Raw genomic sequence first — 23342 nt, 5'->3', positions numbered from 1 at the left:
GGGCGTGACCGCCGATGTCGTCGTCATCACCTCGAATATCTTCGGGTTGTTGATGAACGATACTGCAGCTAGCGTAAACTTGTTGCGCGTCGCCGCGGCTCTGTCAGCGTACCGGCCGCAGCATCCTGATGAAATGCCTTACGCGTCGGCTCCTCACCGCAAAGACGGAACCAAAGCCCATCAGCGACATCAGGCCAGCTCCAGCCTCGGGGCCAGGGACGGCAATTGTCGATGCGCCCGCCGAATCCGCATTCGTTGCGGTAAACAGCCGGGCACCGACGCCTGAAGAATAACTTACGTGCTTCTGGCCACCGCCGGAAGTCACTTCATCGGCAGCACCCGCCACAAACCTGCCGTCCTCGCCGCTGGTGGTTGCTGCACCAACGCCTGCGCTTGATGACGGGGCCGCGGCGTTGACTGCTGCGGTTGCGATGACCTCGCCACCGATTGATTTGCAGGCGATGGACGTGCCGCCGCTCGAAGTCGTGGAAATACCGAAACTGTTGGAGATGCCTGCATTTGCAGTGGCACTTGCCTGCGACGCAGCTGCCACGTTCGCGAGAATCGCACGGGCAAGGCTGCGCGCTGACTGGCTTTCGGCAGGGATCGTGGCCGGATCATTGGCGGCATTCATCAAGCTGGAGGCTGCCATGCAAAGGCCGAGCCCCATTGCGGATGCCGTCTCCGTGGAGTTGGCCTGCACCGCCTTGGTGACGACTTGCGGCAACGATGAAGGAAGGCTCAAAACGAGGCCTTCGGTGACGGTAGTCAGCTTGTTGTTGTCTCCTGCGGCAGTCCCGAGAATGGCGTCGACCTCGCCTTTTGTCTGGTCGACGAGTACATCAGACAGTTTTTTGCCAGCCAGTGAAGCAGGTAGGATCCAGGTTTGACCCGTCTGCGAAGCAGGGGCGGTCTGTGCATTTGAAATGACTGGACCCGCGACATTGGAGGCGATGGCAAGCAAGCCCAAACACAAAAACCGCATATATTGGCTCTCCAAAATTTCTTGAGAGAATTAATTATTTATTACCTCTATTGGGCGACTCGAAAAAAGTAAATAAGTTCTTGAAAGCGAAGTTAACGTCCTCCACGCACATAATCGGGTAATCACTGCGCTATCTCGATATCGCTTTTGAGCCATCCCAGTCGACGATTTTCGAGTATAGGCCTGAGGCCGCGCGCACTGCTGCACTCATCATCTTTCTCGGTGACCGTCGACTGCCCAGTAACTCAGTCGTTTCGCGGCATGACATCGCTTGGGATAGTAGCGGGGATGACAACGAGATTAATACGCTAGCGCCCGCTGACTATTTTTGGGCGGGTCGCAGCACTGGTGGCGTCGCCGATCGCTAATATAGATTTGCATCTCAACTCTCCACGCTCCACCGCAAGCTTTCACTGAAGTTCTCCGTAGGTAATCCCTAGTCCGGTGCCATGTTCGGCCAACTTTTCTAATGTCTCTCAAGTATTCGTTAACCCAAATTGGTAGCACGTCGGCGATTTGTATTCGCTGGCATGATTTTCCACGTCAAGCGCCCTAGGAACATGGATGATCGTGTTCATTTTATCACATGGATTAAAATACAAAGTCCCTTCTCGAACTAATCCGTTGTTTCGATTAGCAGAGGATTGACTCTGATCTTCTCCCAACGTTATGGCTCGCCAAAATGATCACTTCGAATGGTCGGGCTTTCGTCCATGGCAGGCTTGGAGGCGTGTTTGTTGGTGTCTAAAACAAGCGAATGCCCCCGATCCAGCTTAATACAATTGAGGGTTATGCTCGTCCGATGAACGTCGATTTTGATGTTTCACGCAACTATTGGTCGCGGCATTTAGAAAACACTAAGCATAAGTTCCGCAAAATGCAGTTACTTGCTAGAGATTGGGTAGAAATGGAACAGAACTGTTAAGTTGGGGAAATAATAGTGGCTCGCACGCAAGGACGGCGATCACGAAAAACATTTGTCATACGTGAGTGCAACAGAATCGGGCTTTGCACTGCATTTTGAAGGGGACTGAGGGGTGGTCAATCTTTCCAGCTACGCCGGCAAGGCCGGCGTATTGTTCTTGACGGGACTCGCGCTCGCAAGCTGCACGGCTTTGTCCAAGGAAGGTCCGACTGCCGCGGATATCAAGGCCAAAGCCACGGTCAAGGTAAGCTCTGACAACAAAAGGTCCATCTTTGATTACGTTCTGATCAATGTCGACGATAAGGCGGTCAACCAGTTCGGAAAGCCGGCTCCTCAGTCGCTCTTCGGAACGTTTGGAAATGCACGCAGTGTCGCCCCTCAGTTGCGCCTCGGCGTCGGCGATGTGGTCCAGGTCACGATTTTCGAAGCACAGACCGGCGGCCTGTTCATCCCGACCGACGCAGGAGCTCGGCCCGGAAACTTCGTGTCGCTGCCGGCGCAGCAGATCGACGGGCAGGGGGATCTGAATATTCCCTATGCGGGCCAAATCCGTTTTGCCGGTCGTTCGGTCACCGATGTTCAAAACGAGATCGCCGAGAAGCTTTCGAACCGGGCGATTGAACCGCAGGTGCTCATTACTCTTGCGACCCAGCGCTCGAGCCAGGTTTCGGTCGTGGGTGATGTCCGCGCGCCGGCGCGAATCGACGTGAACCCTGCCGGCGACCGCATCATCGACGTACTGGCGCGTGCCGGCGGGCCCGCCCATCCTGGCTATGAGACGTTTGTGACCCTCGAGCGCGGAACCCGCAAGTCGACGGTCTTCTTTGACGATATTCTCGCCAATACCCGTGAAAACGTCTACGTGCATCCTGACGACACAATCTACGTCTATCGTGAGGCCGAAAGCTTCCTGGCGTTCGGTGCAACCAACTCTGGTGTCGTTGGTGCCTCCAACAAGATCGATTTCGGTTCAGCGCGCATTACCCTGGCGGAAGGCCTGGCGAAGGTCGGCGGTCTGGACGACACACGCGCTGATGCCAAAAAGGTCTTCATCTATCGTGTGATGGATCGCAAGCAGCTGGCAAACGCCGGCATCGACCTGACCAGGTTCGCGCCGACGCAGACTTCGATCCCGGTAATCTTCCAAGTCGACTTCCGCAACCCGAGTGCCTATTTCGCGGCGCAGAACTTCAACCTTAGAAACAAAGATATTCTGTACGTTGACAATTCGGGCGCTTACGAGCTCACCAAGTTCCTGTCGCTCGTCACCAATACAACGTCGACGGTCACGAGCGTGGCAGACACGGTCACAGCGGTCACAAGTGGCCGCGATGCAATCCGCACTATCGGCGACTGATCTCGTCCGTCCGAGCCGTGAACACATGACGGGCAATTGCGGGCGAAGGTCCGCAATTGCCCTAGTTTGCGTTTCCTGTTGATCGTGCCCCGCCTGTAGCTCGCCGTGGCTGTGGCAGCTCGGGGATGAACGACGCGCGTAGATTCCGGAGAATTAGAAGTCTCCAACAATCTCAAAACGCTACACCCGTAAAATTGTCCCATTTTGTTTCACTCGATGTCAAAGCAACGCCGCTAGGGTCGGGTCAGTTCGAAAAACAGGGACATTCCCATGGCAGCTTCGTTACGCAGCGCGATCACAACCGGCCTGGCGATCGCTATGATTTCCTCCGGTGCAGAGGCCATGCCCCGGCTCGCCAATCCGCAGGCTGCGGTTCCCGCAAAACCTGCCGCCAGAATGCTGGAAGCCGATCCGCAGCCGACGCCGATTGGATATGTGATGTTCTGTATGACTTACGCGGGCCAGTGCAAGCGTGTCGCAGGCGGCAAGCGAGTTACCCTCAACGACCGCACATGGAACCTGATCAGTAACGTCAACAAAGAAGTCAACGACCGAATTGCTCCCGATGCACAGAAAGGCACCTTCGACTGGTCCCTGACGGCGACGTCCGGCAATTGCAACGATTATGCTATCCAAAAGCGGGATGAATTGATCCGGCGCGGAGTATCGCCCGCAGCCTTGTCTCTTTCGGCTGTGGTAACACCGGGCAACCAGGGCCATCTCATCTTGACCATTCGGACGGACCGTGGCGATTTCGTTCTCGACAATCTGCGTAACAGCATCGTTGCCTGGAACCGGACGGGATATCGCTGGGTCAGCGTCCAATCGAGCAATAATCCCAACGAATGGGTCAAGGTCGTATCGGAATCGTAAACATCGTTGCCGGATGCCCTGCGACCCGGATCTTTCGTGGTCGCCGGTTTCGACGGTACAGACGCGGCATTTGACCCCGGTTCCCGCAAGCTCATCCGTCGCTGGCAACGTCCTTCGTGAGGGGCGCAGTTCTGCATTGCGCGAAGCCGCGGCGTCACTTACCTTAGCCGCGTTACATGTCCTCAATCCGGCCGGTAAGACATCTTAGAATGCAGCGTTTTCTGGCAGCACTGCTTGTCCACCCGATCCTTTTTGTTACATCGTCTGCGTTGGCGCAAAGCCCGATCACCGTCCTGCCACTGACGGCAGAAAATCAGATTGTTCTCGCACCCACCACACTCGGGATCCTCGTCAACGCGAATGACCAGCAATCGATCGAGCTTGGCCAGCAATATGCCAGGATACGGGGCGTCCCTCCATCAAACATCATTAAGCTGAAGCTGCCCCGGGTGAATTATGTGGCCCGGCACCTTATGGTTCGCGAACTTGAGCGACTCCACCACTTGCCAAACTACAGTCGTCTGGCCGGTTTCGCCCTAGCATTCGACAAACCCTATCGGGTCGATTCCAACCAGTCGATAACCTCAGCGATTTCGCAGGGTATCGCAACGATGACCTGGAAGGGCAGTTGCAATGTTACCCAGCAGAATCCGGACGCCGGCGCTCCGCCGGGAGCTTCGTTGCATACGAAGCCTGCAATGCTGCTCTTCGGGGGTGGGGGATTGGCAGAAAGCGTCGCTGTCGCCGAACGGGGAAAAAGCGCCGACGCGGCCGACCCGCTGGGAGAGGTCTTCTTCGTTAAAACCTCGGACGTTCCGCGATCGGGGCCGAGAGAGGCATCAATGGACCGCGCGCAAGCGCGGCTTGGCCAGGAGATCGCAATCACCGTCACCAAGGCACAGACGCTTTCCGGCCGGTCAAACGTGATGGGTTTTCAGATCGGCCTGCCCGTTCTGAAGGATCTGGACACCCTCCATTTCCTGCCGGGTGCCTTCGCAGATCATCTGACGTCATTCGGCGGCGCTATAGGGGACAACAAAACCCAGACGGCTATTACGGCGCTGATCCGGGCCGGAGCGACTGCGTCTTTCGGGACCGTGCGCGAACCGTGTAATTTTCCCGGCAAGTTCCCCAATCCAGAACGGTTGCTTTCCAACTATCTTCACGGCGACTCCATCCTAGAGGCATATTGGAAAAGCATCGACATGGTAACCGAAGGGCTTCTGGTCGGCGAGCCGCTTTCACGCCCTTTCCCGGTCGCCGATGCTAGATTGGACGGAAACGTGGTCACGGTAAAGGCGAACCGGCATACCAAAGCTTACCTTGAGAATGCCCGGAGCGCTGCGCAGGACATGGTTCAGCAGGCCGGGCAGGCTGCTAGCTTCGATTTCGGCATGTATGACGTCCAGAGAGGCACACCGCGGTTCCTTCGTGACTTTAGGGTTTCGGGCGACCTAAAGCCAGGCGATCTTATCGGAAGTTTTGAGGTAGACGATTCCAATATGAGTGGCTTGAGCTTGGGCATCCTCCCGCGCGGGTAGTGCGCGGCTTCGGTGGTGCGCAGGGATGATCAAAAAAAGATAAGCTTTCTATCGCCCTGAGGAAGCGCGCGTGCGCATCTGCGCGGGATTGCTCATGACCCAGCTGGAGCCGGCGGGTAAATATTTCGAATACGCCCAACTTGTGCGGTGCCCGTCTGGTCCGCCTTCTTACAGAAAAGTGGTGCGACAATTTCGAACACGAACCTGGGCTATCAGAAACCCTGGCCGCGTGTCAGTTCAGAGCGTAGTGTGCCCACCAATATCAACAGGTCGAGCATGAAAGAGAAGTTCTCGATATAATAGAGGTCGGCGTGGATGCGGGCACGCGCCTTCGACGCCCTGTCGGTTGGCCCTCTAAGGCCGCGCATCTGCGCGAGGCCCGTAAGACCGGGCCGCATGACGTGGCGGCGATGATATTCCGGAACGAGCTCTTCATAGAGCATACCGCCGGCAAGCATTCCGACCGCGTGGCAGCGGGGGCCGACGAGGGACATGTCTCCACGCAGCACATTGTACAGCTGTGGGATTTCGTCGAGATTGGTCTTTCTCAGGAATGCACCTAGCCGTGTCACCCGCGGGTCGTTCTTTACGGTCTGCCGCACACCGGTCGGATCACCCGCTTCAGCACGCATGGAGCGGAATTTGTAGATCTTGATTTTCTTGCCGTCCTTGCCCCAACGCAGCTGGGAAAACAGCGGAGATCCCTTGCTTTCAACGCGGATTAAAACCGCGATGAGTATGAGAGCAGGAGCGAGAATCAAAAGAGCCGTCGCCGACACGATGATGTCCAGTGCTCTCTTGAGCGCGAATTCGACAGCGCGGGGACGCTGCGCAGCTCCGCATTGAAAGTAGGCAATGGCGTTTTCGTTTGCAGGCTCGTGAGCGACCTTATCAGCGTTAAATATATTGCTTGCACTATCTTTTGCTGCAGCTGTTAGCATTTCCGCTTTACTCATTTTTCTCTTACGGCTTGCGGATTCCTTACTTTACGAAAAGCTTCTCGTCATCAGTTAAATTAATAAAAGGTTAATTCGTACCGTCTATTTTTGGGAACGTTGTTGCAGCGTAGCAACCGCAGAGTGAAAGGATGATTAGAAAGACTAACACTTAAGTACTGGTTTACTACCAGCCGGGACAGGATCGGCCGAAAAGCAAGAAACATTAACCACCTCGTTTCAGCAAATATTTGGGCTTCGGTGGCAAAAAAGTTCAAACGAAGAGGTGCCCAATGAAAGAAATCGCAGTCACGTCCCGAATCATCGAATCGATCTTCTTCAACCCTGACGACGGTCAGCTGTATATCGCCTTCAGGAACGGTGAAACTCGCCTGTTTGCAGGCGTCACGGAAGACGCGGTTTCCGGCATGGTGACGGCCGATTCGCCAGGCCAGCACTACATTGATCATATCAGAACGCAGTTCCGGCGTGTTGCCTGACTGTCATCTCATGGACGTTTCCGGACAAGCACATAGAATTGTCGCCATTCGGGAAGTCCACTGCCAGGGCCAGTTCAACTGCGTCACTGCTGCCAGAGTCAACGAGCTTTTCCGGCAGAAAGGCGGCCTCCGCCTCTTGGACCAAAGGCTGGCGTGAAAGCCTCCGCCAGTATCTGCGCGCGATCTTCCAATGACCACCGCCGACGCCGCTTTGGTCCCGTCAGCAAAACCGCATGTCCCATGAATTGCTCTTAGGTCCACTCGTAAGAGCGCAAACTCACGGCAAAACCGCCAATTCACAAGGCGGTGTGCCTGCCAAAGGGATACGTTGATCTAGGAATGACTGCATGGTCCTGACGCAGTGCGCAGAACTCAACGTGGCCGGTCCAATGGTCCAATTGTCAACGCTTGAACGATATCGTAGCAACGTCGAGGATAATTAGACTAAAGATTGTTCGTTGCAGGAGCGAGAGGCGCTTCCTCTGTGAGAGCTTTCGCGGCAGGTAGCTCGCCGTTGCTTTTTCTGGGGAATAGTTTGTCTCTCAGAACAAGCGAGGGCTGCTCGATGATCACCGTTGCAAGGTATGCAACCAAGAACGAAAGCGAGTAGCACAGCCCGACATAGATCAGCTGGCCTTCTTGGAGCCCCAACCTTGGTGCTATGCGTGCAAGGAACCCTGCTACTGGCACGTGCCAGATGTACATGGCATATGAAATCATTGAGATGCCGACCACCAAACGAGAAGGCCAGCTCCCAGAAGTGAAAAGGCGGGTGCGATAGACGGACAGCATAAATGCTGCGGAGGTGACATATGCTACCGAGTAGCCAATGGTCGAGCCAAAATAGCTATACTTATCGCTGTTGAAGAGGACCGCGCTTCCCAGAACGGCTATGACGGCAAACAGCGTACGGAACCGGAATGTCCGATTCCAAAACTGCTCGCGAAAGACCGCGATCCAGGCAAGAAGTACGCCGGCGGCCAGCGAGTCCACTCGAAACTGCGTTTGCCACTGTATTTCTACCGGGTTCATCCCAATGTCGTTAGCGATGGCTCTGAGGATAGGTGCGATAACGATAGCTAACATGCAGGAAGTAGGCACCACGCGCTCGCTCCATCGAAACCTTACAAACAGGCTCAGCAGCACGGCGACGATCAAATAAAAGTGCTCTTCAACGGCCAGCGACCAGAGATGGTTCGCGATCGATGGAGCGAAGTAGTTTTGTACATGGAAGGCGATCTGTGGGACGTACTGAAATGGCGGCTCGCCGGAAAACACGGCCAGTGCGAAGAGTGACATATATAGAAGCGGCCACAGCTTAAAAAAGCGCCGAATGTAGAATCGCTTCAGGTCGAATGATCCTTTGTCGCGCAACTCGCAAAAAATGATCCTTCCTATCAGGAAGCCGCTGAGGACAAAGAACAGGTCAACGCCAGCCCAGCCAATAGCTGCGCCCGGTAATAGAATTGCCCTCGAAACGAAACTACCCGATGCCACGTGGTTGAAGTGCCAGCCAACCGCCAGCAGGATGGCGATCGCACGCACAAAGTCGAGTTCAATTTCGCGCTTCGGCTCGCTTCGGAGAAAGAAGATGTTTTTCAACAAGGATACTCGCATCGAGGTAAATTTGCTTCTGGTCTAGAGAGTTCTGCAGTTCCCTTCGCGCGAGGTAGAAATTCGATCTCTCCTCCAGCGATCGACAAGATATCTTTCGGAGTCTACTTGAACGAGGTCATAACGATGCACCTAAATCACCGTGATGATAGCTACAAGGCCTAAAATAAACAAACCACCAGCCCCTCTGATCATTCGATAACCTAGGCGAGATTGAGATGATAAAATTACTTCGCCATGCGGAAGCGGTGTAAGTCAAGATGACTGACCAATTTAACCTTAACTAAACTAGCGCCCGAGCGCTATCGCGCCCCACAAACATTGGTCGTGGAGGGCAAGGCTGCGGCCAAGGTGCGCATCGCCCAGCTGGAGCCATGTGAGGCGCTGGAGCGCGAATTCGCTTGCCAGCTCTTCATCCGCTCGACCAGACGGGCGAAACTGACTGGGGCACGGGAGATCTTCTACGCTCGCTGAGTCGGGATTGAGGAGAGCGTCCGGCGAAGGCATTTTCGCTTGGTTGAGAGGCCGATATTATAGGCCGCGTTTCATCTCGTCTGCCATAACGCGTTCGACCACATCCGGATCGCATTGGTCATCGACGAGAAACTGGCGGATTCCACCATCCCATGTCCTTATGTCGGCGATGAGATTTTGGAGCTCGTCCACGCCGTTCTCGGTCAGGCCCTTCGTGCCGTATTCGCTGCCGTCGCGGACATAAAGCAATTCGCCCTCGCTGATATTATCCGAGTTGGCGGTCACCTCTTCGATCAACTCGAGGTTCTCGCCGATCATCTCAGCGACCTCTTTGAGGGTATAAATGATCCTTGAGCGTGCCATCACGCAGCCTCGCATCGGTCTTTTGCCGGAGTCCACTGCCACGGGAGCAGTTCCTCAAGTTGATCCTTCGGATGGCTCTGGATCCTGGTCAGGACGTCTGTCAGATAGGCCTCTGGATTGTGGCCATGGAGTTTAGCTGTCTCGATGATGGTCAGGATATTGGCGATGCGCTCGCCGCCCTTGTCGGAGCCGGCGAAGAGCCAATTTTTTCTTCCAATTCCGAGTGGTCTCATGGCGCGCTCAGCTATGTTGTTATCGATTTCGACACGGCCATCGTCAATGTAGACGCTCAATGCTGCCCATCGCGAGAGAGCGTATCGCATCGCTTCTGCAAGCTTCTGTTTCTGTGGCAGCGTCGAAAGCGTCGTTTCAATCCAGGCCTTGAGGTCCGCCAGAATGGGTCTGGCGTGTTGCTGGCGCAGTGTTCGCCTCTCGTCAGCCGACATGCCGCGGATACGATCCTCGATATCGTAGAGTGCACCGATGCGCGACAGAGCCTCGTCGGCGATCGGAGATGGCTTGAGCTTGATCACATCATGGAACTTGCGGCGCACATGCGCCATGCACGCAGCTTCGATGATCTGGTTGCCGTAAAGCTTGCTATAGCCAGCATACCCATCCGCATGCATTACGCCGCTGAAGTGAGCGAGGTGTTCAGCCGGATGCACGCCCTTTCGGTCGGGGCTATAGTAATAGACGATCGCTCCGGGCGTGGGATCCTGGTAGCCGCTGCCATCGAAGACATAGACCCAGACCCTGCCGGTCTTCGTCTTTCCTCGTCCTGGGTCGAGAACATCGACCGGGGTATCGTCCGTGTGTATTCGGTCGACCGCGGCGATATGGGCTCTGATCAGCAGGATGAGCGGGGCCAGCAGGACTGACACACGCCCAACCCAGTCCGCCATGACAGACCGGGAGATGTCTATTCCCAGCCGGTCGTACATCTCGGAGAGACGGTAGAGCGGGATGTGATCGTCGAACTTGGCGACCATGATATGCGCGAGCAACCCCCGACCGGGCTTGCCTCGTCCGATTGGCAAGCTCGGCATTTCGCCAGACACCGTCGTATCGCAGTCCTTGCAGACCATGCGCTTTTCGATATGCCGGACGATCTTCACAGAAGCCGGCACATGCTCCATCACCTGGACCACCTTGTCGGCCGCCTTCAGGAAGGACATGCCACCACAAGTCGGGCAGCTGCAGGGCGCTGTGTACACCCGCTCTTCAGTTGGAAGGCCATCCGGCAGAGGTCTGCGTTTCGGCTTGTCGGGGGTATCATCCAGATCTGGCAGCAGGCCTTTTTCGGAACGAGCATCAGCCTCGGCGCGAGAGGCTTCGATCTCCTCGAGCATCAGTTCGAATTGCTCAATCTTCCGATCGATCCTTTCCGAGGATGCGCCGTGCTGCCGATGTCGGAGCAGTTCCAGCTGCGCGCGCAGAAGACCGATGATCGAGTCGCGTTTGATGACTTCGGCTTCTTGCGCGCTGAGTTTCGCCGCCTGTTCAGCGACGAGCGCGCGCAATGCCAATAGCTCGTCCTGACTGTCCAGCGGCGGTGCTTTCATGCCCAAAACATAGCCGATTTGCAGCGAAAGCACTAGCGTTTTGCCCCGGATGTCCCTGTAAAATATAGCTTTTAACCCGTGCGGCCAGGGGCGGAAGTCCACGCTGGTCGGCGCCAGTCAATCCCTTCAACAAGCATCGACAACTGAGCCTGCGTCAGATGCGCAACACCATCTTTCGCCGTCGGCCAAGGAAAGTATCCGCGCTCGAGAATCTTGTAGAATAGGCAGAACCCTTGGCCATCCCACCATAGAAGCTTGATCCGGTCGGCGCGCTTTCCACGGAAGCCGAAGATCGCTCCGGAACCCGGCGCTTCCTTGATCACCGCCTCGACCATAGCAGACAGACCATCGATACCGCGCCGCATATCGGTCACCCCGCAAGCCAAGTAGACCCGCACATTTCCTGTCGGCCCGATCATGCAGCCTCAACACACGCGATCAACGATGACAGCGTCTTGCGTTCAATGTCCGCCGGAACTTTCAGGCTGCGACCATTTCGTAGCTGGATCTTGATAAGCGCGGGCGCCCCGCCGGCCGCCGGCATCTGCCCGAGGCTTACTTCGTTGACCAGGTGGACCGGAAGGAACGTTGCCGACACATCGAAGTGGCTAAGCGTTTTCCGCCATAAACGGATCTGCGCAGGATAAATGTCATGGCGACGAGCGACATCACCAATGCGAACGCCCGGTTGATCGGCTTCAGCCAATATCGCCAGCTTCGCTTCCTTCGACCACCGCCGCCTACGCTCAACGCCGGAAATGATCTCCATGCGAGCCATGCCAACCTCTCAGATCTGATATTAGTGTCAGCACTAATGCTGGTTCTAATGCCAGAACATCGCCTAACTGGCTCGTTCAGCAAAATCCGCTCACCGGACGCTCACGGATTGAGTGAGGTCGATCTGTCTGCAGAGTTTACACGGGCCGTGGCCGACAATCCGGCGGATCAGGATCGGGGCGGTCTATCCGGCGACCACGGGTGTTCCGTCGGCGCTTCTCTCGAAGATCGCCCACAAGTATCTGGATATCCGTATCCACATTCCAGCCGCAATACCGGCGACATAGTTCGCACCGTGGAAAGCGGCTAGATTGATTCCGATTTCATCCGCCCGGTGGAAACATCGGCTCGTTGCGGTTCTTTCGATCGCTCAATGAGTGCTGCGATCTGAGGGCGGTGGCCCGCGCGAAACGGCTGGCATCGGCTTTGCCCCGGGATGGGTTCAGGACCTATCGACCTACCGAACCGGGCGTTCGAACTGAAGGCAGTGAGGGGCATCGATTTCAGGATCGGACTAGGGGTTGGAACAAGGATGTGTTGCTCTGATATTCACAAGGATGTGGCGTAGGCTGTCGGCCCTAACGCGCGTAGGTGTTGATCTGGCGCACCAATCGGTTTCGGCTTGCGTGGGCCAGCTGCTCGACAGTCAAGTGGCTTCGCTCATAGCCCATGCTCAAGATGAAGAACAGCATCCAGAACAAGTGTCCTTCACCTCTCAACCAAATGATGCCGACCATTGCGTTGGCTGCATACGCATAGATCATGAGCGAAAGCGGCTTGGAATCAACGCCCCGGTTCCGGCTTCGAAGCCCTATGATGAACATGATCATGAAAGCCACGAAGCCGAATATCCCAACTGCGTAGATGATTTGAAGGAAAGCGTTATGAGGTTCAATCCTGCCATCTAGCCAGTCGTCCGCCGAGTACAGGAAATTTCCGAAGCCGTAGCCCAGGAATGGCTGCTGGACGATCAGACGCCAAGCGTAATCCCAAAGCACGAGCCTCGCGCTTGCGTCGGTCAGCTCGCCATCATTGACGCTTCCCAATGACGTAAGGCGTTCGATCTGAGCATCCAGCATACCCGTTGGGTAGGCAAAGGTGCCGCCAAGAATACCGATCACCCCACAAATTATCAAAGTCCTCATTGTTCGACGGTTTATGCCGGCGCTGAGAATGACGATGCCGACGAACACCCCTTCGACAAGGAACGAGGACCTATTCCCGATCACTAGCGTGACCATAAGCTGGAAGAACGTGCTGCCGAGATGGATCAGCGAGTTGTTCCTGAACGCGCACCAAGCAGCTCCAATAGTGCTAAAGACCAGAAGTGCTCCAACCGTGTTCTTATGCACGAGCTGGTTAGCAATAATCACGTAATACGAATCGCCAGACTGTGTAAGTGCCTGGCCTCTCGCTATTTGCAGTACGACGATAGCGGCCAGCATTAACCCAGCATAAGAGAACATCTCGCTGAACGAGAAGTAGAAATAGCCCTTCTTGTTCGCAGGAACATTGATCGCAACGATGATCGGTATCGCGACCATGAATATGAAATATTTGATCAGCGAACTTGGATCGATAGGTCCGCCATTGAGGACGCAGCAAGCAACCCATACGGCATAGGTCACGAAGGACAGAGCGAGCATTTTCTTGGCGCGAGGGTCCAAGCGGGGCGATGACAAATTCATGATCAGTGGCAAGCCCATGAGCACGATCGCCAAGTCTACGGGGCTGATATAGCCAATTGGCGTGTCGAGTGAGATTGGTATAAATGCCAAAAAGATCGTCAACGGCATCAAGAAGTTCATCGATCAGAACCTAGTTCAATTTTCCAAATACTCGGCCAGCAGCCGCTTTTGGCGTCCAGTCCTTGTCGTATATTCCATAGCCAAAGTCTTCGCCGCCATCTTTTATCTCGTAAATGCACAGACCATGAAAGCGATATTTCTTAGAAAGCTTAATCGCCTCAGCCAAAAGGTTTGCCTGTTGATCTTCACTGACTGCTTGCTGCCCCTGAACTCCTGCCTTCCAGCCAATCTCAGTCACCAAAATTGGCTTTCCCTCGAAGCCTGGTGAGCCATGAATGGCGCCTTCGATCCTGCCGAAAAAGGCATCCATAGCAGATGGAATTTTCTCGACTGGTAGGCCTCGGACATAGGGATGGATCGAAAAACCATCCATGTACCTCCCGACATCGGAGGCCAGAAAATCACGAAAGTAGTTCGTGGCAAACGGGTTTAAAAATGATCTTTCGTAGGTGATCGATGAAAAGTTGCCGGCCATCACCTGCACACTTGGGTCTACGGCCTTCAAGGCCGGATAGCAGGCCTTTACAAGTGAGACATAATGCTCGATGGGCTGATAGGATGTCTCGCCGTTTTTTGTATCCCACTCATTCCACACCTCATAACGCGCTACGCGACCTTTAAAGTGCTTAGCCACTGCTTCTGCATATATTACGAACGCCGACCGCGCTGTCGCCGTTGTAGGCTTATCGCCTCCCACGTAATACTTGTTTCCATAGTCGAGGATGAGAATATTCTCTGCCCCCACCGACCGTATTGCTTCGACGGCATAATCCCACGCAGGCGGAATTTCGAGCCGTCCCTTGGTTAGCTCAACGCCCTTCCAAGGCGCGTCCCAACGGACCAACTTGAAGCCATTATCCCGGACAGCCTTTACTACCTTGTCGATCTCGGATCGAGACGCACTCCATAGGTGCGCGCCAACGCCGACTTCGAAGGTGGCTGCCTTTGCGGCATCAGCCAGCAAGGCGTTAGCGGCAAAAGAAGAAGACCCTATCAGGAAACCTCGACGTCCTATTTTCAAATCATGCCCCTTGGTTGAATGAAAGGCATGATTAGCTTCCGAATCCGTTTCAAGCAATTAGGCCATATCGCGGAGCAGCACTTTGGGGGACAAGGGCGGCGCGGCTTGGCTTCAGCAGCGCCAGGCACGGCTCGACCCGCTCGGGCATGGGTTCGAGGGGAAGATTGGGCTGAGCTGGATCTTGTGGTTGCGCGGCCGGGATCGGACCGGCTTATCCGTGGTAAGCAGAGGCTTAGAAGGTGGAGACTTTGCCATCCGATGATTACATCAGGGAATACTTAAAAAGAAAACGAAATTTGAGACATGACCCGCTCGTCGGGCTTCGGGAGGTTTCAAAGCCCGCGCATCTTGCCGCGAGTGGTGGATGCTGGTTCGAAGGAGAGGGGGTCGCAGAATTTGTCCCTGCGCGAAAGGCGCACCCTGGCCTTCTCGTTCGTGACTTGTCTCGGTTGAGCGAACGGTTGGAAGACGCCGGATTCCCGACAATCACCGACCAGCCTCTGGACGGTCACAATCGCCGATATGTCAGTGATCCGTTCGGCAACAGGCTGGAACTGATGGAACGCTGTTGATCGCGAGGATAAACGCAACGACTGAAGCGAAGGTTTTGAGTTCAAGCCGACAATCTCCGGACAAAACGCCCCGATAAGGCGATTGTTTCAGATGCACGCTCTCCGGTGATCATCGCAACAATGGCATCGACCATCTTGTCGGTGGGCTGTTCATAGCTAGTCAGTTCGTAGGCCGGAGCTCCACTGAGCTCGATATTGTCGAAGCCGACGACCGCCAAGTCGTCCGGAACTCCAAGGCCGAATTCGCTCCGTGCGACATCCATTGCTGCAAGCGCCAGAATGTCATTTTCACACATTAATACGTCTATGCGCGATACGGGCGAGGTGGCGCTCAGATAACTGCGCGCTGCCTCGGCGCCGGCCCGGGCGCTGTATTTTTCCGCGGCCAGTTCAATGACGCCTTCGATGCCTTTCCGGCGCCAGAAATTTGCATAGTGATGACGCCTGCCCAGCGCCGTCGACAGGGTCCTTGCCCCCGTCATAAAGCCGGGACGTCGATATCCTTTGTCGAACAGATAGTCGACGATTTCACTAAGGGCGAGTTCGGCGTTGCAGGCGATGGCGGGAACGCCGTGGATTTGGCTGTCTCTAGCAAGAACGAACATCGGCGGGAAACCTGGACCGAGCCGTCGATCACCCAGCGTTTCCTCGCGAAAAGCCGTGCCGAACAAGATCACTGCATCGAACTGCCGCTGGTCTGCATTGATCAGTGCATGAACATGATCGAAATGACGGTTGATGTTGATCAATACGGTCAGCAGGCCTTCCGCCTGGAGGCGCTCGGTTAACATTTCCAGAACAGGGAGCTTGTGCGGATTGGCAAAGTCGTCGACGAAGACGGCGACCTGATGGGTGGTGTTCGTCGCGAGGCTGCGGGCAAGCAGGTTGGGCGAATAGTTTAGAGCCTCTGCCGCCTTAAGAACCTTTTGTCGGCTGGCGTCCGTTATGGACGCACCGGGCGTGAACGCGCGGATGACGGTCCATTTCGATACGCCGGCAGCTTCCGCCACCTCTTTCGCCGTCGCCCGTTTGCGCATGGCTGCTCCTCCTGATTGGAATGAATATTCCACAAAAAAATAAAAATGGAATGGATGCTTGATTTTTCTCTACGATAAAGTAACTTTGCCGGGCTTGCTACCGGGTGCAAGGGTGGTTGCAACCGGTGGCATCGGGAGGTCCGCAGGGTGCGGGACCGTTTTGTGGGAGGAAAAGATGAAATTCGGTCTGAAATCACTTCTGGCAGGCGCGGCCGTCGCTGCGGCGCTCATGTGCACTACGGCAATCGCCAATGCCGCAGACACTCGCATTGTTGCCGTCACCCACGGCCAAGCCAATGATCCGTTCTGGTCCGTCGTCAAGAACGGCGTCGGCGCAGCGGCGAAGGACATGGGTGCCAGCGTCGACTATCGCGCTCCTGAAACCTTCGACATGGTGTCGATGGGGCAGCTCATCGATGCTGCCGTCAATCAGAAGCCTGATGGGCTTATCATCTCCATTCCTGATGCCTCGGCGCTCGGACCGTCCATCAAGAAGGCTGTCGCCGCCGGCATCCCTGTGATTTCCATCAACTCCGGTTCCGACGTTTCCAAGGAGCTGGGAGCGCTTCTGCATGTCGGTCAGGACGAATATACCGCCGGCAAGGCCGCTGGCGCGAAGTTGCAGGAGCTTGGCGGCAAGGAAGGCCTGTGCGTGAACCAGGAGGTCGGCAATGTAGCGCTCGACCTGCGCTGCAAGGGCTTTGCCGATGGTTTCGGCGGCAAGGTCACGGTCCTGCCCGTCAGCAACGATCCGGCAGATGTCCGCGCCAAGGTCAAGGCGGCGCTCAGTTCCAATTCGGCTGTCGACACCGTCATGGCGCTGGGTGCCGGAACGGCTGGCGAACCGTCGCTCGCGGCCGTCGAAGATGTCGGCATGGCCGGCAAGATCAAGGTTGCGACATTCGACCTTTCGGCCGATTTCCTGAAGGCCGTGGCCGACGGCAAGGCAGCCTTTGCGATCGATCAGCAGCAGTTCCTGCAGGGCTATCTGCCCGTCGTCTTTCTGGCCAACTATGCCAAATACGGGCTTATGCCGGGGGGTAATGTTCCATCCGGCCCGAACCTTATCACCAAGGACAAAGCCGCCCAGGTCGTGGATCTTTCCGCCAAGGGCATCCGCTGAACGGAATTGCCGAAAGGCATTCTCCCAGAATCTCCTCCCCTTGATGGGGGAGGGGGTTTGGCTGACTGACCGCGCTGCAAAGCAGCGCCAACGCTATCCTAAATCATGATCCGTGGGAGGAGTTATGGCTTCGCTTGAGCAGAGAACGGCGGCCGCGTCGAAGGCAGATGAGCGTGTCAAACAGGTGAGCTTTCTGACGCAAATGATGCGGCGGCCAGAGCTCGGTGCCGTGGCTGGCCTTGTTCTCGTCATCGTCTTTTTCTTCATCACCGCCGACCGCACCATGTTCTCGCTTTCCGGCCTGATGACCATCTTGGCGCCGGCATCGCAATTGGGGATCCTGGCCATTGCGGCGGCCCTTCTGATGATAGGTGGCGAGTTTGATCTTTCGATCGGCTCGATGGTTGCCTTTGCGGGATTGATTTTCGGTGTCATCCTCACGAATTTTGGTCAGCCGCTTTCGGTTGCCATCGTCATGACGATGCTCTTTGCCGCGTTCATGGGGGAGATCAACGGACAGATCGTCATCCACACGCGCCTTCCGTCCTTCATCGTGACCCTGGCATTCCTCTTCATTCTCCGCGGCTTGACGCTCGTCGGCCTCAAATGGGCGACAGGGGGCTCGACACAGCTTCGTGGCATTGGCGAACGTGTCCAGGACAGCCCGCTGCGTAGCCTCTTTTCCGGCGATGCCCTTAAGGGCGTATTTGTCTGGCTCGCGGATCACGATCTGATCGACAAGTTCCCCAATGGCATGCCGAAGGTCTCGGGCATCCCGGTCTCCGTATTGTGGTTCGCCGCGATTGCCCTGGCCGCGACGTGGGTCCTCTTGCGCACCCGTACCGGCAACTGGATCTTTGCCGCCGGTGGTGATCCCAATGCGGCGAGAAATTCCGGCGTCCCGGTCCACAGGGTCAAGACCGGCCTGTTTGCGCTGACGGCATGTGCGGCGGCTCTGGTTGCCATCATCACCGTGCTCGATGCCGGCTCGACCGACGCCAGGCGCGGCTTTCAGAAGGAATTCGAAGCGATCATAGCCGCGGTCATTGGCGGGTGCTTGCTGACTGGCGGCTACGGTTCGGCGATCGGCGCCTTCTTCGGAGCGATCATCTTCGGCTTGGTTTCGATCGGCCTGACCTACACCAAGTTCGACTCCGACTGGTTTCAAGTCTTTCTGGGGTCGATGCTGCTGCTGGCCGTTCTTTTCAACAATTTCATCCGCCGCAAGGTTACCGGGGAGCGCTGATCATGGCTGATGCGAAGTTTCAAATGCCGATCATTGAAGTGACCGACATCATCAAGCACTACGGCTCCGTGATTGCGCTCAACGGCGTGTCGATGCAGGTCTCGGCTGGAGAGGTGCTTTGTCTCCTCGGAGACAATGGCGCGGGCAAATCCACTTTGATCAAGACGCTCTCCGGTGTCGTCCGTCCAAGCGGTGGTGTGTTTCGGGTGGAAGGCAAGCCGGTCTGTTTCCGCAGTCCGCGCGACGCACTCGACGCGGGGATTGCGACCGTCTACCAGGATCTTGCAATGATCCCGCTGATGTCGATCACCCGTAACTTCTTCATGGGGCGGGAGCCTCGCAAAGGCTTCTTTCCTTTCCGTCACCTCGACCTCACGCACTGCAACGATGTCACTCGTGAGGAGATGCGCAAGATCGGCATCGATATCCGCGATCCCAACCAGGCGGTCGGCACTCTGTCCGGCGGCGAACGCCAATGCGTTGCGATTGCGCGCGCGGTCTACTTCGGTGCAAAGATCCTCATTCTCGACGAGCCGACCTCGGCGCTCGGCGTGGCGCAAACCTCGATGGTGCTGAAATACATTCACCAGGTCCGACAGAACGGATTGGGCGTCATTTTCATCACCCACAATGTCCGCCATGCCTATGCGGTGGCGGACCGCTTCACCATCCTCAATCGCGGCAAGACACTTGGCACCTTTTCCAAGGCAGACATCGCGATGGACGAGCTTCAGAACCTCATGGCCGGCGGCAAGGAACTGCAGCAGTTGTCCGCAGAGCTCGGCGGTACGATATAGCCGGCACACTTTTGAGGCGGCGACCGATTGGCTTTCAAAGGTCGCCGCCTTTCACTCAATCATCAACCATGGAATACGGTCATGAACGATGGCTCGTCGAATGTCTCATCCCCCTTCACGCTCGCGGTCTGCGCCGAGATGGTCTTCAAGTCGCTTCCTGTCATCGACAGGCTGAAGCGCATCACCGAACTCGGTTTTCACGCCGAGATCTGGGACTGGACGAAACATGACATCGCCGCCCTTGCAAGATCCGGAGCGGCTTTCTCTTCGATGACGGGATATGTGACCGGCACGCTCGCCGACGACGAAGGTGCAGACGAATTGCTGCGAACTGCCAAGCAATCGATCCCGATCGCCAGGCAGCTCAATTGCCCCCGCCTCAACCTGCACGGGACCGGTCTCGACGGCCAGGGTCTGCCGGTGGTCAAGGTTGACAAGGTGACTGGCGCGATGTGGCTCAAGGCGCACGATACGCTTAACCGCATCGCCGACCTTGGCGAGAAGGAGAACGTCACCTTCGTGCTCGAAAACCTCAATGAAGCCGTCGACCACCCGAAGACCCCGTTTGCCAAGGCAGAAGACACGCTTGCTCTCGTCTCGTCGGTAAACCGACCATCTCTGAAGCTCAATCTCGACCTCTATCACGCTCAGATCGGCGAGGGAAACCTGATCGAGCTGTGCCGGCGCGCGCTGCCCTATATCGGCGAAATCCAGGTCGCGGATGTTCCCGGCCGCATGGAACCGGGCACCGGAGAAATCAACTACAAGGCAATCGCCCGTGCGCTGAATGACATGGGTTATCGCGGGACGATCGGCATGGAAGCCTGGGCCTCCGGCGATGACGAGACAGCGCTTGCCCGTTTCCGGGACGCTTTCACGGTTTGAAGACTTCAATCGTCAACGTTTACATATCATGGAGAACATCAATGATCAGGTTTGGAGTCATCGGCGCCGGCCGGATAGGCAAGGTGCATGCCGCGACCATCGCGGCCAACCCAAAGGCGAAGCTCGCCTATGTGGCGGACGCCTTCAGGGCATCGGCTGAGGCGCTGGCCGCGCAGACGGACGCTGAGGTTGCCAACGCGGAAGATGTCATCAGATCCTCAAATGTCGACGCAATTCTGATTGCGACGCCGACACCCAGCCACGCCGATCTCATAGAGGCGGCCGCGAGAGCCGGCAAGGCAATCCTGTGCGAAAAGCCGGTCTCCCTGTCGGTCGAGCGCATCAATGCTTGCCTGGACGTCGTCGAGAAGAACAAGTCGACCCTGATGATCGGCTTCAATCGTCGGTTTGATCCCAACTTTGCCAGCGTGGAAGCGCGTCTGCGCCGCGGCGATATCGGCGAGATCGAGATCGTGACGATCACCAGCCGGGATCCCGCGCCGCCGCCGGCCGATTACGTCGAAACTTCCGGCGGGCTGTTCCGCGACATGATGATCCATGACTTCGACATGGCCCGCTTTATCATGGGAGAGGAGTTCGTCGTCGTCAACGCACTTGGATCCTCGCTTGTCGACAAGGCGATCGGGGCCGAGGGCGATGTGGATACCGCAGCCGTGCAGATGCAGACGGCCTCTGGGCGCATCGCCGTCATCACCAATTCGCGCCGGGCGACTTACGGCTACGATCAACGCATCGAAGTTCATGGAGCTGCCGGCATGCTCGCGGCGAAGAACATCCACGCAACCAGCGTCGAGCTTTCCAACGCTCACGGCGTTTGCGGTGATCCTGTCCAATATTTCTTCCTCGAGCGCTACGCCCAGGCCTATGCCAACGAGATCAACGCCTTCATCGATGCAGTGGACACGGGCAATCGGTCACTAAGCCCTGGGGGACGTGATGGGCTCCAGGCCCAGAAGCTGGCGGAGGCTGCCACCGTGAGCTGGCAGAACGGCAGGCCGGTTCAGGTCGATTGACAGGCTTCGAGGCGATGCGGCGACGTTCTCGCGCTGCCGCATCGTCGTCGGGTGCCGTGCCGCCTCGCGATATGTTCGGATCGTGCTGCGATTGTCGCAAGGCGACCCTTTGAAAGGTGAAGCGCAATGCTAAAGGATCGAGACCGCCGTCCTCCCGAGACACTGCAGGAACTGAAATATCTGATCGCCAAAAGGCACATCGTCTTTTCCAACAGCGTTGAACGGGTCGCCAAGCAGATCATTGAGCGGCCGGAAATGATTGCAGTCGAAAGTGCCGCTGCGATTGCGCGCAATTGCGAGGTTTCTCAAACGACAGTTCACCGACTTGCGCAGCACATCGGATTTCGGACATTGCGCGAGTTTCGCGCGATGATAAGAGACCATCTTCGCAAGACTGCCGAAAATCACCGCTAAAGAACGTCGCTCGGCGCAAGCTGCCCTCCCGGTCATGAGGTCGAGCGCCCCGGCTTCCTTGCTGCGCTGACCTTCTCGGATGATCGCTCCTGTAAAACCGGATGGACCAGCCGGGTTCCGATTAAGCGGACGGGCCGCTGAATCTGCCGGCGGGCGCAACGGCAATAGATAGCGATTGGACAAGCGTCGGCAGATCAAAGGAAAGAGGGCGCCGAGGCACCCATAGCGAAGATCACAGCCTACTCGTGTGTAGTTCCTTCAAAATCCAAAACGCCGCCAACAGGAATGTACCTCTGACCGTCGAACTGGTAAAGCTGAAGGGCTTCAACTGGATAGATGTCGGATCCTTCCTTGGTCGTGATGTTGATGCCGTCGAAGAACAGCGGGTTTTTCCAGCCATCCATGTTGTGGACGACCTTCATCAACTCCTCGCGGGTCGGCTCCTTGAGCTTTTCGAGCGACTGGATGAGCGTGTCGCCGATCGCGTAGCCGGTTTGGCCGATCGTATTGGCGAAGACGAAGTTCACTTTGGCGGCTTTGATGGCATCGAGATAGCGGTCGACGCCTTCGTCACCAGACTTCTGGTCGCTGATGATCGGCTTCAGGAAATCCGAGGTGACGATGCCCTTGGCGTTTTCCAGGCCGACGGACTGGAGGACCGGATAGGCAGACGATAGATTGGTGACCAGGGTCAGCGGCTTCCAGCCGCTTTCGGACTGGAAGCGGATGGCCTCACCGCCCTGCCGAGGGGCAGCGATGATGATGAGGGTGTCAGCGCCGGATGCCTTCAAGGTGCTGAGTTGGGTTTCCACCGTGGGGTCCTGTGATGTCACAGGTTGACGTTCGAGTATCGTGATTTTCGATCCCTCGATCGCGCGGTCGAAGGCTTTCATGAAGGTCTGGCCAGTTTCCGTGTTCAGGTACAGGAAGGCTACTTTAGCGTCAGGCTTGTTGTTTTCGAGATATTTAGCGAACGCGTCCGCCTCCGTCGAGAAAGACGGTACAAAGCCAACCTCCCACTCCGGAGCATTCAGGGAGACGACACCGGAATACATGAAGACGTTCGGAACCTTCTTCTGGGTGATGTAGCGTCCGATGGCGAGATTGTTCGGTGTGGCGGCTGTGCCGACCAACGCGAAGACCTTTTCCTTCTCCACCATTTTGCGGACATTGGCCAGCGTGCGCTGCGGATCAAGGCCGTCGTCCTCGACGACAAGTTCGATCTTGCGGGTCTTGCCGTCTCCCATCTTGACGCCCCCTTCGGCGTTCGCCTGCTCGATGCGCGCCCGGATGCCCTCGGCCACGCCGCCGACGACGGCGACCGGACCCGTCAGCGGACCCGTGACACCGATCTTGATCGCTTCGTCGCTAATGCCCGGCGATGGATCCGCGGCACTGGCGTGGGAGGCTGCGAGCAACACGGCAGCGCCCAGGCTCATCGTGCATCCCCTTAGAATAGTGACCAATCTCATTTTAGTTCCTCCCATGTCGATGGC

At 56.6% G+C, this 23342-nt stretch carries 21 protein-coding genes and 3 pseudogenes; 12 read left to right on the top strand and 12 right to left on the bottom strand.

Going from position 1 to position 23342, the window contains the following annotated elements:
- Positions 1-103: 103 nt before the first annotated feature.
- A complete protein-coding gene (locus EV130_RS31180; RefSeq protein WP_132554433.1) occupies positions 104-985 on the bottom strand; it encodes a hypothetical protein in 882 nt (293 codons plus the stop codon).
- 1037 nt (positions 986-2022) lie between these two features.
- Between EV130_RS31180 and EV130_RS31175 the strand changes: the two genes are divergently transcribed.
- From EV130_RS31175 to EV130_RS31165, 3 genes are all read left to right on the top strand, one after another.
- Complete coding sequence (locus tag EV130_RS31175) at positions 2023-3267, top strand: polysaccharide biosynthesis/export family protein (protein WP_132554435.1); 1245 nt, start codon at positions 2023-2025, stop codon at positions 3265-3267.
- Positions 3268-3537: 270 nt separating this feature from the next.
- Complete coding sequence (locus EV130_RS31170; protein WP_132662550.1) at positions 3538-4140, top strand: transglutaminase-like cysteine peptidase; 603 nt, start codon at positions 3538-3540, stop codon at positions 4138-4140.
- Between the two features lie 209 nt (positions 4141-4349).
- Positions 4350-5681 (top strand): TIGR03790 family protein, encoded by a 1332-nt coding sequence (locus EV130_RS31165; protein ID WP_165918598.1) that lies wholly within the window; start codon positions 4350-4352, stop codon positions 5679-5681.
- Positions 5682-5893: 212 nt separating this feature from the next.
- Here the strand turns inward: EV130_RS31165 and EV130_RS31160 are convergent, their stop codons facing one another.
- Entirely contained in the window at positions 5894-6637 is a 744-nt protein-coding gene (locus EV130_RS31160; protein WP_245520153.1) for a sugar transferase, read from the bottom strand.
- 272 nt (positions 6638-6909) lie between these two features.
- Here EV130_RS31160 and EV130_RS31155 point away from each other — a divergent pair, with 272 nt between their 5' ends.
- Positions 6910-7116, top strand: coding sequence for a KTSC domain-containing protein (locus tag EV130_RS31155; protein WP_132554441.1), 207 nt, complete (start codon positions 6910-6912; stop codon positions 7114-7116).
- Between the two features lie 444 nt (positions 7117-7560).
- Here EV130_RS31155 and EV130_RS31150 read toward each other — a convergent pair whose 3' ends face one another.
- Positions 7561-8718 (bottom strand): acyltransferase family protein, encoded by a 1158-nt coding sequence (locus tag EV130_RS31150; protein WP_165918597.1) that lies wholly within the window; start codon positions 8716-8718, stop codon positions 7561-7563.
- 333 nt (positions 8719-9051) lie between these two features.
- Between EV130_RS31150 and EV130_RS33735 the strand changes: the two are divergent.
- A pseudogene (locus EV130_RS33735) lies at positions 9052-9201 on the top strand (LysR family transcriptional regulator); the annotation flags it as partial.
- Between the two features lie 60 nt (positions 9202-9261).
- On the opposite strand, the gene EV130_RS33730 reads toward EV130_RS33735, so the two are convergent.
- The 4 genes from EV130_RS33730 to tnpA all read right to left on the bottom strand — a co-directional run bounded on the left by EV130_RS33730 (position 9262) and on the right by tnpA (position 11910).
- The gene (locus EV130_RS33730) at positions 9262-9567 is read right to left on the bottom strand and encodes a hypothetical protein (protein ID WP_132662547.1); all 306 of its coding nucleotides are present in this window, start codon (positions 9565-9567) and stop codon (positions 9262-9264) included.
- Complete coding sequence (tnpC, locus tag EV130_RS31140) at positions 9567-11132, bottom strand: IS66 family transposase (RefSeq protein WP_132662551.1); 1566 nt, start codon at positions 11130-11132, stop codon at positions 9567-9569. The genes EV130_RS33730 and tnpC overlap by 1 nt, the downstream gene beginning before the upstream one ends.
- A gap of 71 nt (positions 11133-11203) precedes the next feature.
- Entirely contained in the window at positions 11204-11551 is a 348-nt protein-coding gene (gene tnpB, locus EV130_RS31135) for an IS66 family insertion sequence element accessory protein TnpB (protein WP_018240454.1), read from the bottom strand.
- On the bottom strand, positions 11548-11910 hold the full coding sequence (gene tnpA, locus EV130_RS31130; protein ID WP_037126023.1) for an IS66-like element accessory protein TnpA: 363 nt from the start codon (positions 11908-11910) through the stop codon (positions 11548-11550). The genes tnpB and tnpA overlap by 4 nt, the downstream gene beginning before the upstream one ends.
- Before the next feature lie 48 nt (positions 11911-11958).
- Here tnpA and EV130_RS34340 point away from each other — a divergent pair.
- Positions 11959-12432: pseudogene (locus EV130_RS34340) on the top strand (hypothetical protein); the annotation flags it as partial.
- A 55-nt stretch (positions 12433-12487) separates the two neighbouring features.
- On the opposite strand, the gene EV130_RS31120 reads toward EV130_RS34340, so the two are convergent.
- The 4 genes and pseudogenes from EV130_RS31120 to EV130_RS31100 form a co-directional block, all read right to left on the bottom strand.
- Positions 12488-13717, bottom strand: a complete 1230-nt coding sequence (locus EV130_RS31120) for an O-antigen ligase family protein (RefSeq protein WP_132662546.1) — start codon at positions 13715-13717, stop codon at positions 12488-12490.
- Between the two features lie 10 nt (positions 13718-13727).
- Positions 13728-14795 (bottom strand): cellulase family glycosylhydrolase, encoded by a 1068-nt coding sequence (locus EV130_RS31115; protein ID WP_132662545.1) that lies wholly within the window; start codon positions 14793-14795, stop codon positions 13728-13730.
- 49 nt (positions 14796-14844) lie between these two features.
- Positions 14845-14993: pseudogene (locus tag EV130_RS33720) on the bottom strand (non-homologous end-joining DNA ligase); the annotation flags it as partial.
- Positions 14994-15351: 358 nt separating this feature from the next.
- Positions 15352-16347: a substrate-binding domain-containing protein gene (locus EV130_RS31100; protein WP_132554451.1), complete on the bottom strand. Its 996-nt coding sequence runs from the start codon at positions 16345-16347 to the stop codon at positions 15352-15354.
- Between the two features lie 175 nt (positions 16348-16522).
- On the opposite strand from EV130_RS31100, the gene EV130_RS31095 reads away from it, so the two are divergent.
- From EV130_RS31095 to EV130_RS31070, 6 genes are all read left to right on the top strand, one after another.
- Complete coding sequence (locus EV130_RS31095) at positions 16523-17470, top strand: sugar ABC transporter substrate-binding protein (RefSeq protein WP_074065272.1); 948 nt, start codon at positions 16523-16525, stop codon at positions 17468-17470.
- A gap of 124 nt (positions 17471-17594) precedes the next feature.
- Positions 17595-18716: an ABC transporter permease gene (locus tag EV130_RS31090; RefSeq protein WP_132662543.1), complete on the top strand. Its 1122-nt coding sequence runs from the start codon at positions 17595-17597 to the stop codon at positions 18714-18716.
- Positions 18717-18718: 2 nt separating this feature from the next.
- Positions 18719-19513 carry an ATP-binding cassette domain-containing protein gene (locus EV130_RS31085; RefSeq protein ID WP_132662542.1) on the top strand — a complete coding sequence of 265 codons (795 nt, stop codon included), beginning with the start codon at positions 18719-18721 and terminating at the stop codon, positions 19511-19513.
- 81 nt (positions 19514-19594) lie between these two features.
- A complete protein-coding gene (locus tag EV130_RS31080; protein WP_132662541.1) occupies positions 19595-20398 on the top strand; it encodes a TIM barrel protein in 804 nt (267 codons plus the stop codon).
- Positions 20399-20439: 41 nt separating this feature from the next.
- Positions 20440-21432: an inositol 2-dehydrogenase gene (iolG, locus tag EV130_RS31075; protein ID WP_132662540.1), complete on the top strand. Its 993-nt coding sequence runs from the start codon at positions 20440-20442 to the stop codon at positions 21430-21432.
- 126 nt (positions 21433-21558) lie between these two features.
- On the top strand, positions 21559-21846 hold the full coding sequence (locus EV130_RS31070) for a MurR/RpiR family transcriptional regulator (RefSeq protein ID WP_132662539.1): 288 nt from the start codon (positions 21559-21561) through the stop codon (positions 21844-21846).
- 239 nt (positions 21847-22085) lie between these two features.
- Here the strand turns inward: EV130_RS31070 and EV130_RS31065 are convergent, their stop codons facing one another.
- Positions 22086-23318 (bottom strand): ABC transporter substrate-binding protein, encoded by a 1233-nt coding sequence (locus EV130_RS31065; RefSeq protein WP_132554463.1) that lies wholly within the window; start codon positions 23316-23318, stop codon positions 22086-22088.
- Positions 23319-23342: the final 24 nt, after the last annotated feature.

The organism is Rhizobium azibense, assembly GCF_004342325.1.
Lineage (GTDB): Bacteria > Pseudomonadota > Alphaproteobacteria > Rhizobiales > Rhizobiaceae > Rhizobium > Rhizobium etli_B.
The sequence above is the reverse complement of the archived record's forward strand: the minus strand, read 5'-3'. Positions and strand labels throughout refer to the sequence as shown.

Coding starts and splice junctions, on each gene's coding strand:
- EV130_RS31180 (WP_132554433.1), bottom strand. CDS start 985: ATGCGGTTTTTGTGTTTGGGCTTGCTTGCCATCGCCTCCAATGTCGCG.
- EV130_RS31165 (WP_165918598.1), top strand. CDS start 4,350: ATGCAGCGTTTTCTGGCAGCACTGCTTGTCCACCCGATCCTTTTTGTT.
- tnpA (WP_037126023.1), bottom strand. CDS start 11,910: ATGGCTCGCATGGAGATCATTTCCGGCGTTGAGCGTAGGCGGCGGTGG.
- iolG (WP_132662540.1), top strand. CDS start 20,440: ATGATCAGGTTTGGAGTCATCGGCGCCGGCCGGATAGGCAAGGTGCAT.
- EV130_RS31085 (WP_132662542.1), top strand. CDS start 18,719: ATGGCTGATGCGAAGTTTCAAATGCCGATCATTGAAGTGACCGACATC.
- EV130_RS31065 (WP_132554463.1), bottom strand. CDS start 23,318: ATGAGATTGGTCACTATTCTAAGGGGATGCACGATGAGCCTGGGCGCT.
- EV130_RS31155 (WP_132554441.1), top strand. CDS start 6,910: ATGAAAGAAATCGCAGTCACGTCCCGAATCATCGAATCGATCTTCTTC.
- EV130_RS31090 (WP_132662543.1), top strand. CDS start 17,595: ATGGCTTCGCTTGAGCAGAGAACGGCGGCCGCGTCGAAGGCAGATGAG.
- EV130_RS31120 (WP_132662546.1), bottom strand. CDS start 13,717: ATGAACTTCTTGATGCCGTTGACGATCTTTTTGGCATTTATACCAATC.
- EV130_RS31070 (WP_132662539.1), top strand. CDS start 21,559: ATGCTAAAGGATCGAGACCGCCGTCCTCCCGAGACACTGCAGGAACTG.
- EV130_RS31160 (WP_245520153.1), bottom strand. CDS start 6,637: ATGAGTAAAGCGGAAATGCTAACAGCTGCAGCAAAAGATAGTGCAAGC.
- tnpC (WP_132662551.1), bottom strand. CDS start 11,132: ATGAAAGCACCGCCGCTGGACAGTCAGGACGAGCTATTGGCATTGCGC.
- EV130_RS33730 (WP_132662547.1), bottom strand. CDS start 9,567: ATGGCACGCTCAAGGATCATTTATACCCTCAAAGAGGTCGCTGAGATG.
- EV130_RS31080 (WP_132662541.1), top strand. CDS start 19,595: ATGAACGATGGCTCGTCGAATGTCTCATCCCCCTTCACGCTCGCGGTC.
- EV130_RS31170 (WP_132662550.1), top strand. CDS start 3,538: ATGGCAGCTTCGTTACGCAGCGCGATCACAACCGGCCTGGCGATCGCT.
- EV130_RS31100 (WP_132554451.1), bottom strand. CDS start 16,347: ATGCGCAAACGGGCGACGGCGAAAGAGGTGGCGGAAGCTGCCGGCGTA.
- EV130_RS31095 (WP_074065272.1), top strand. CDS start 16,523: ATGAAATTCGGTCTGAAATCACTTCTGGCAGGCGCGGCCGTCGCTGCG.
- tnpB (WP_018240454.1), bottom strand. CDS start 11,551: ATGATCGGGCCGACAGGAAATGTGCGGGTCTACTTGGCTTGCGGGGTG.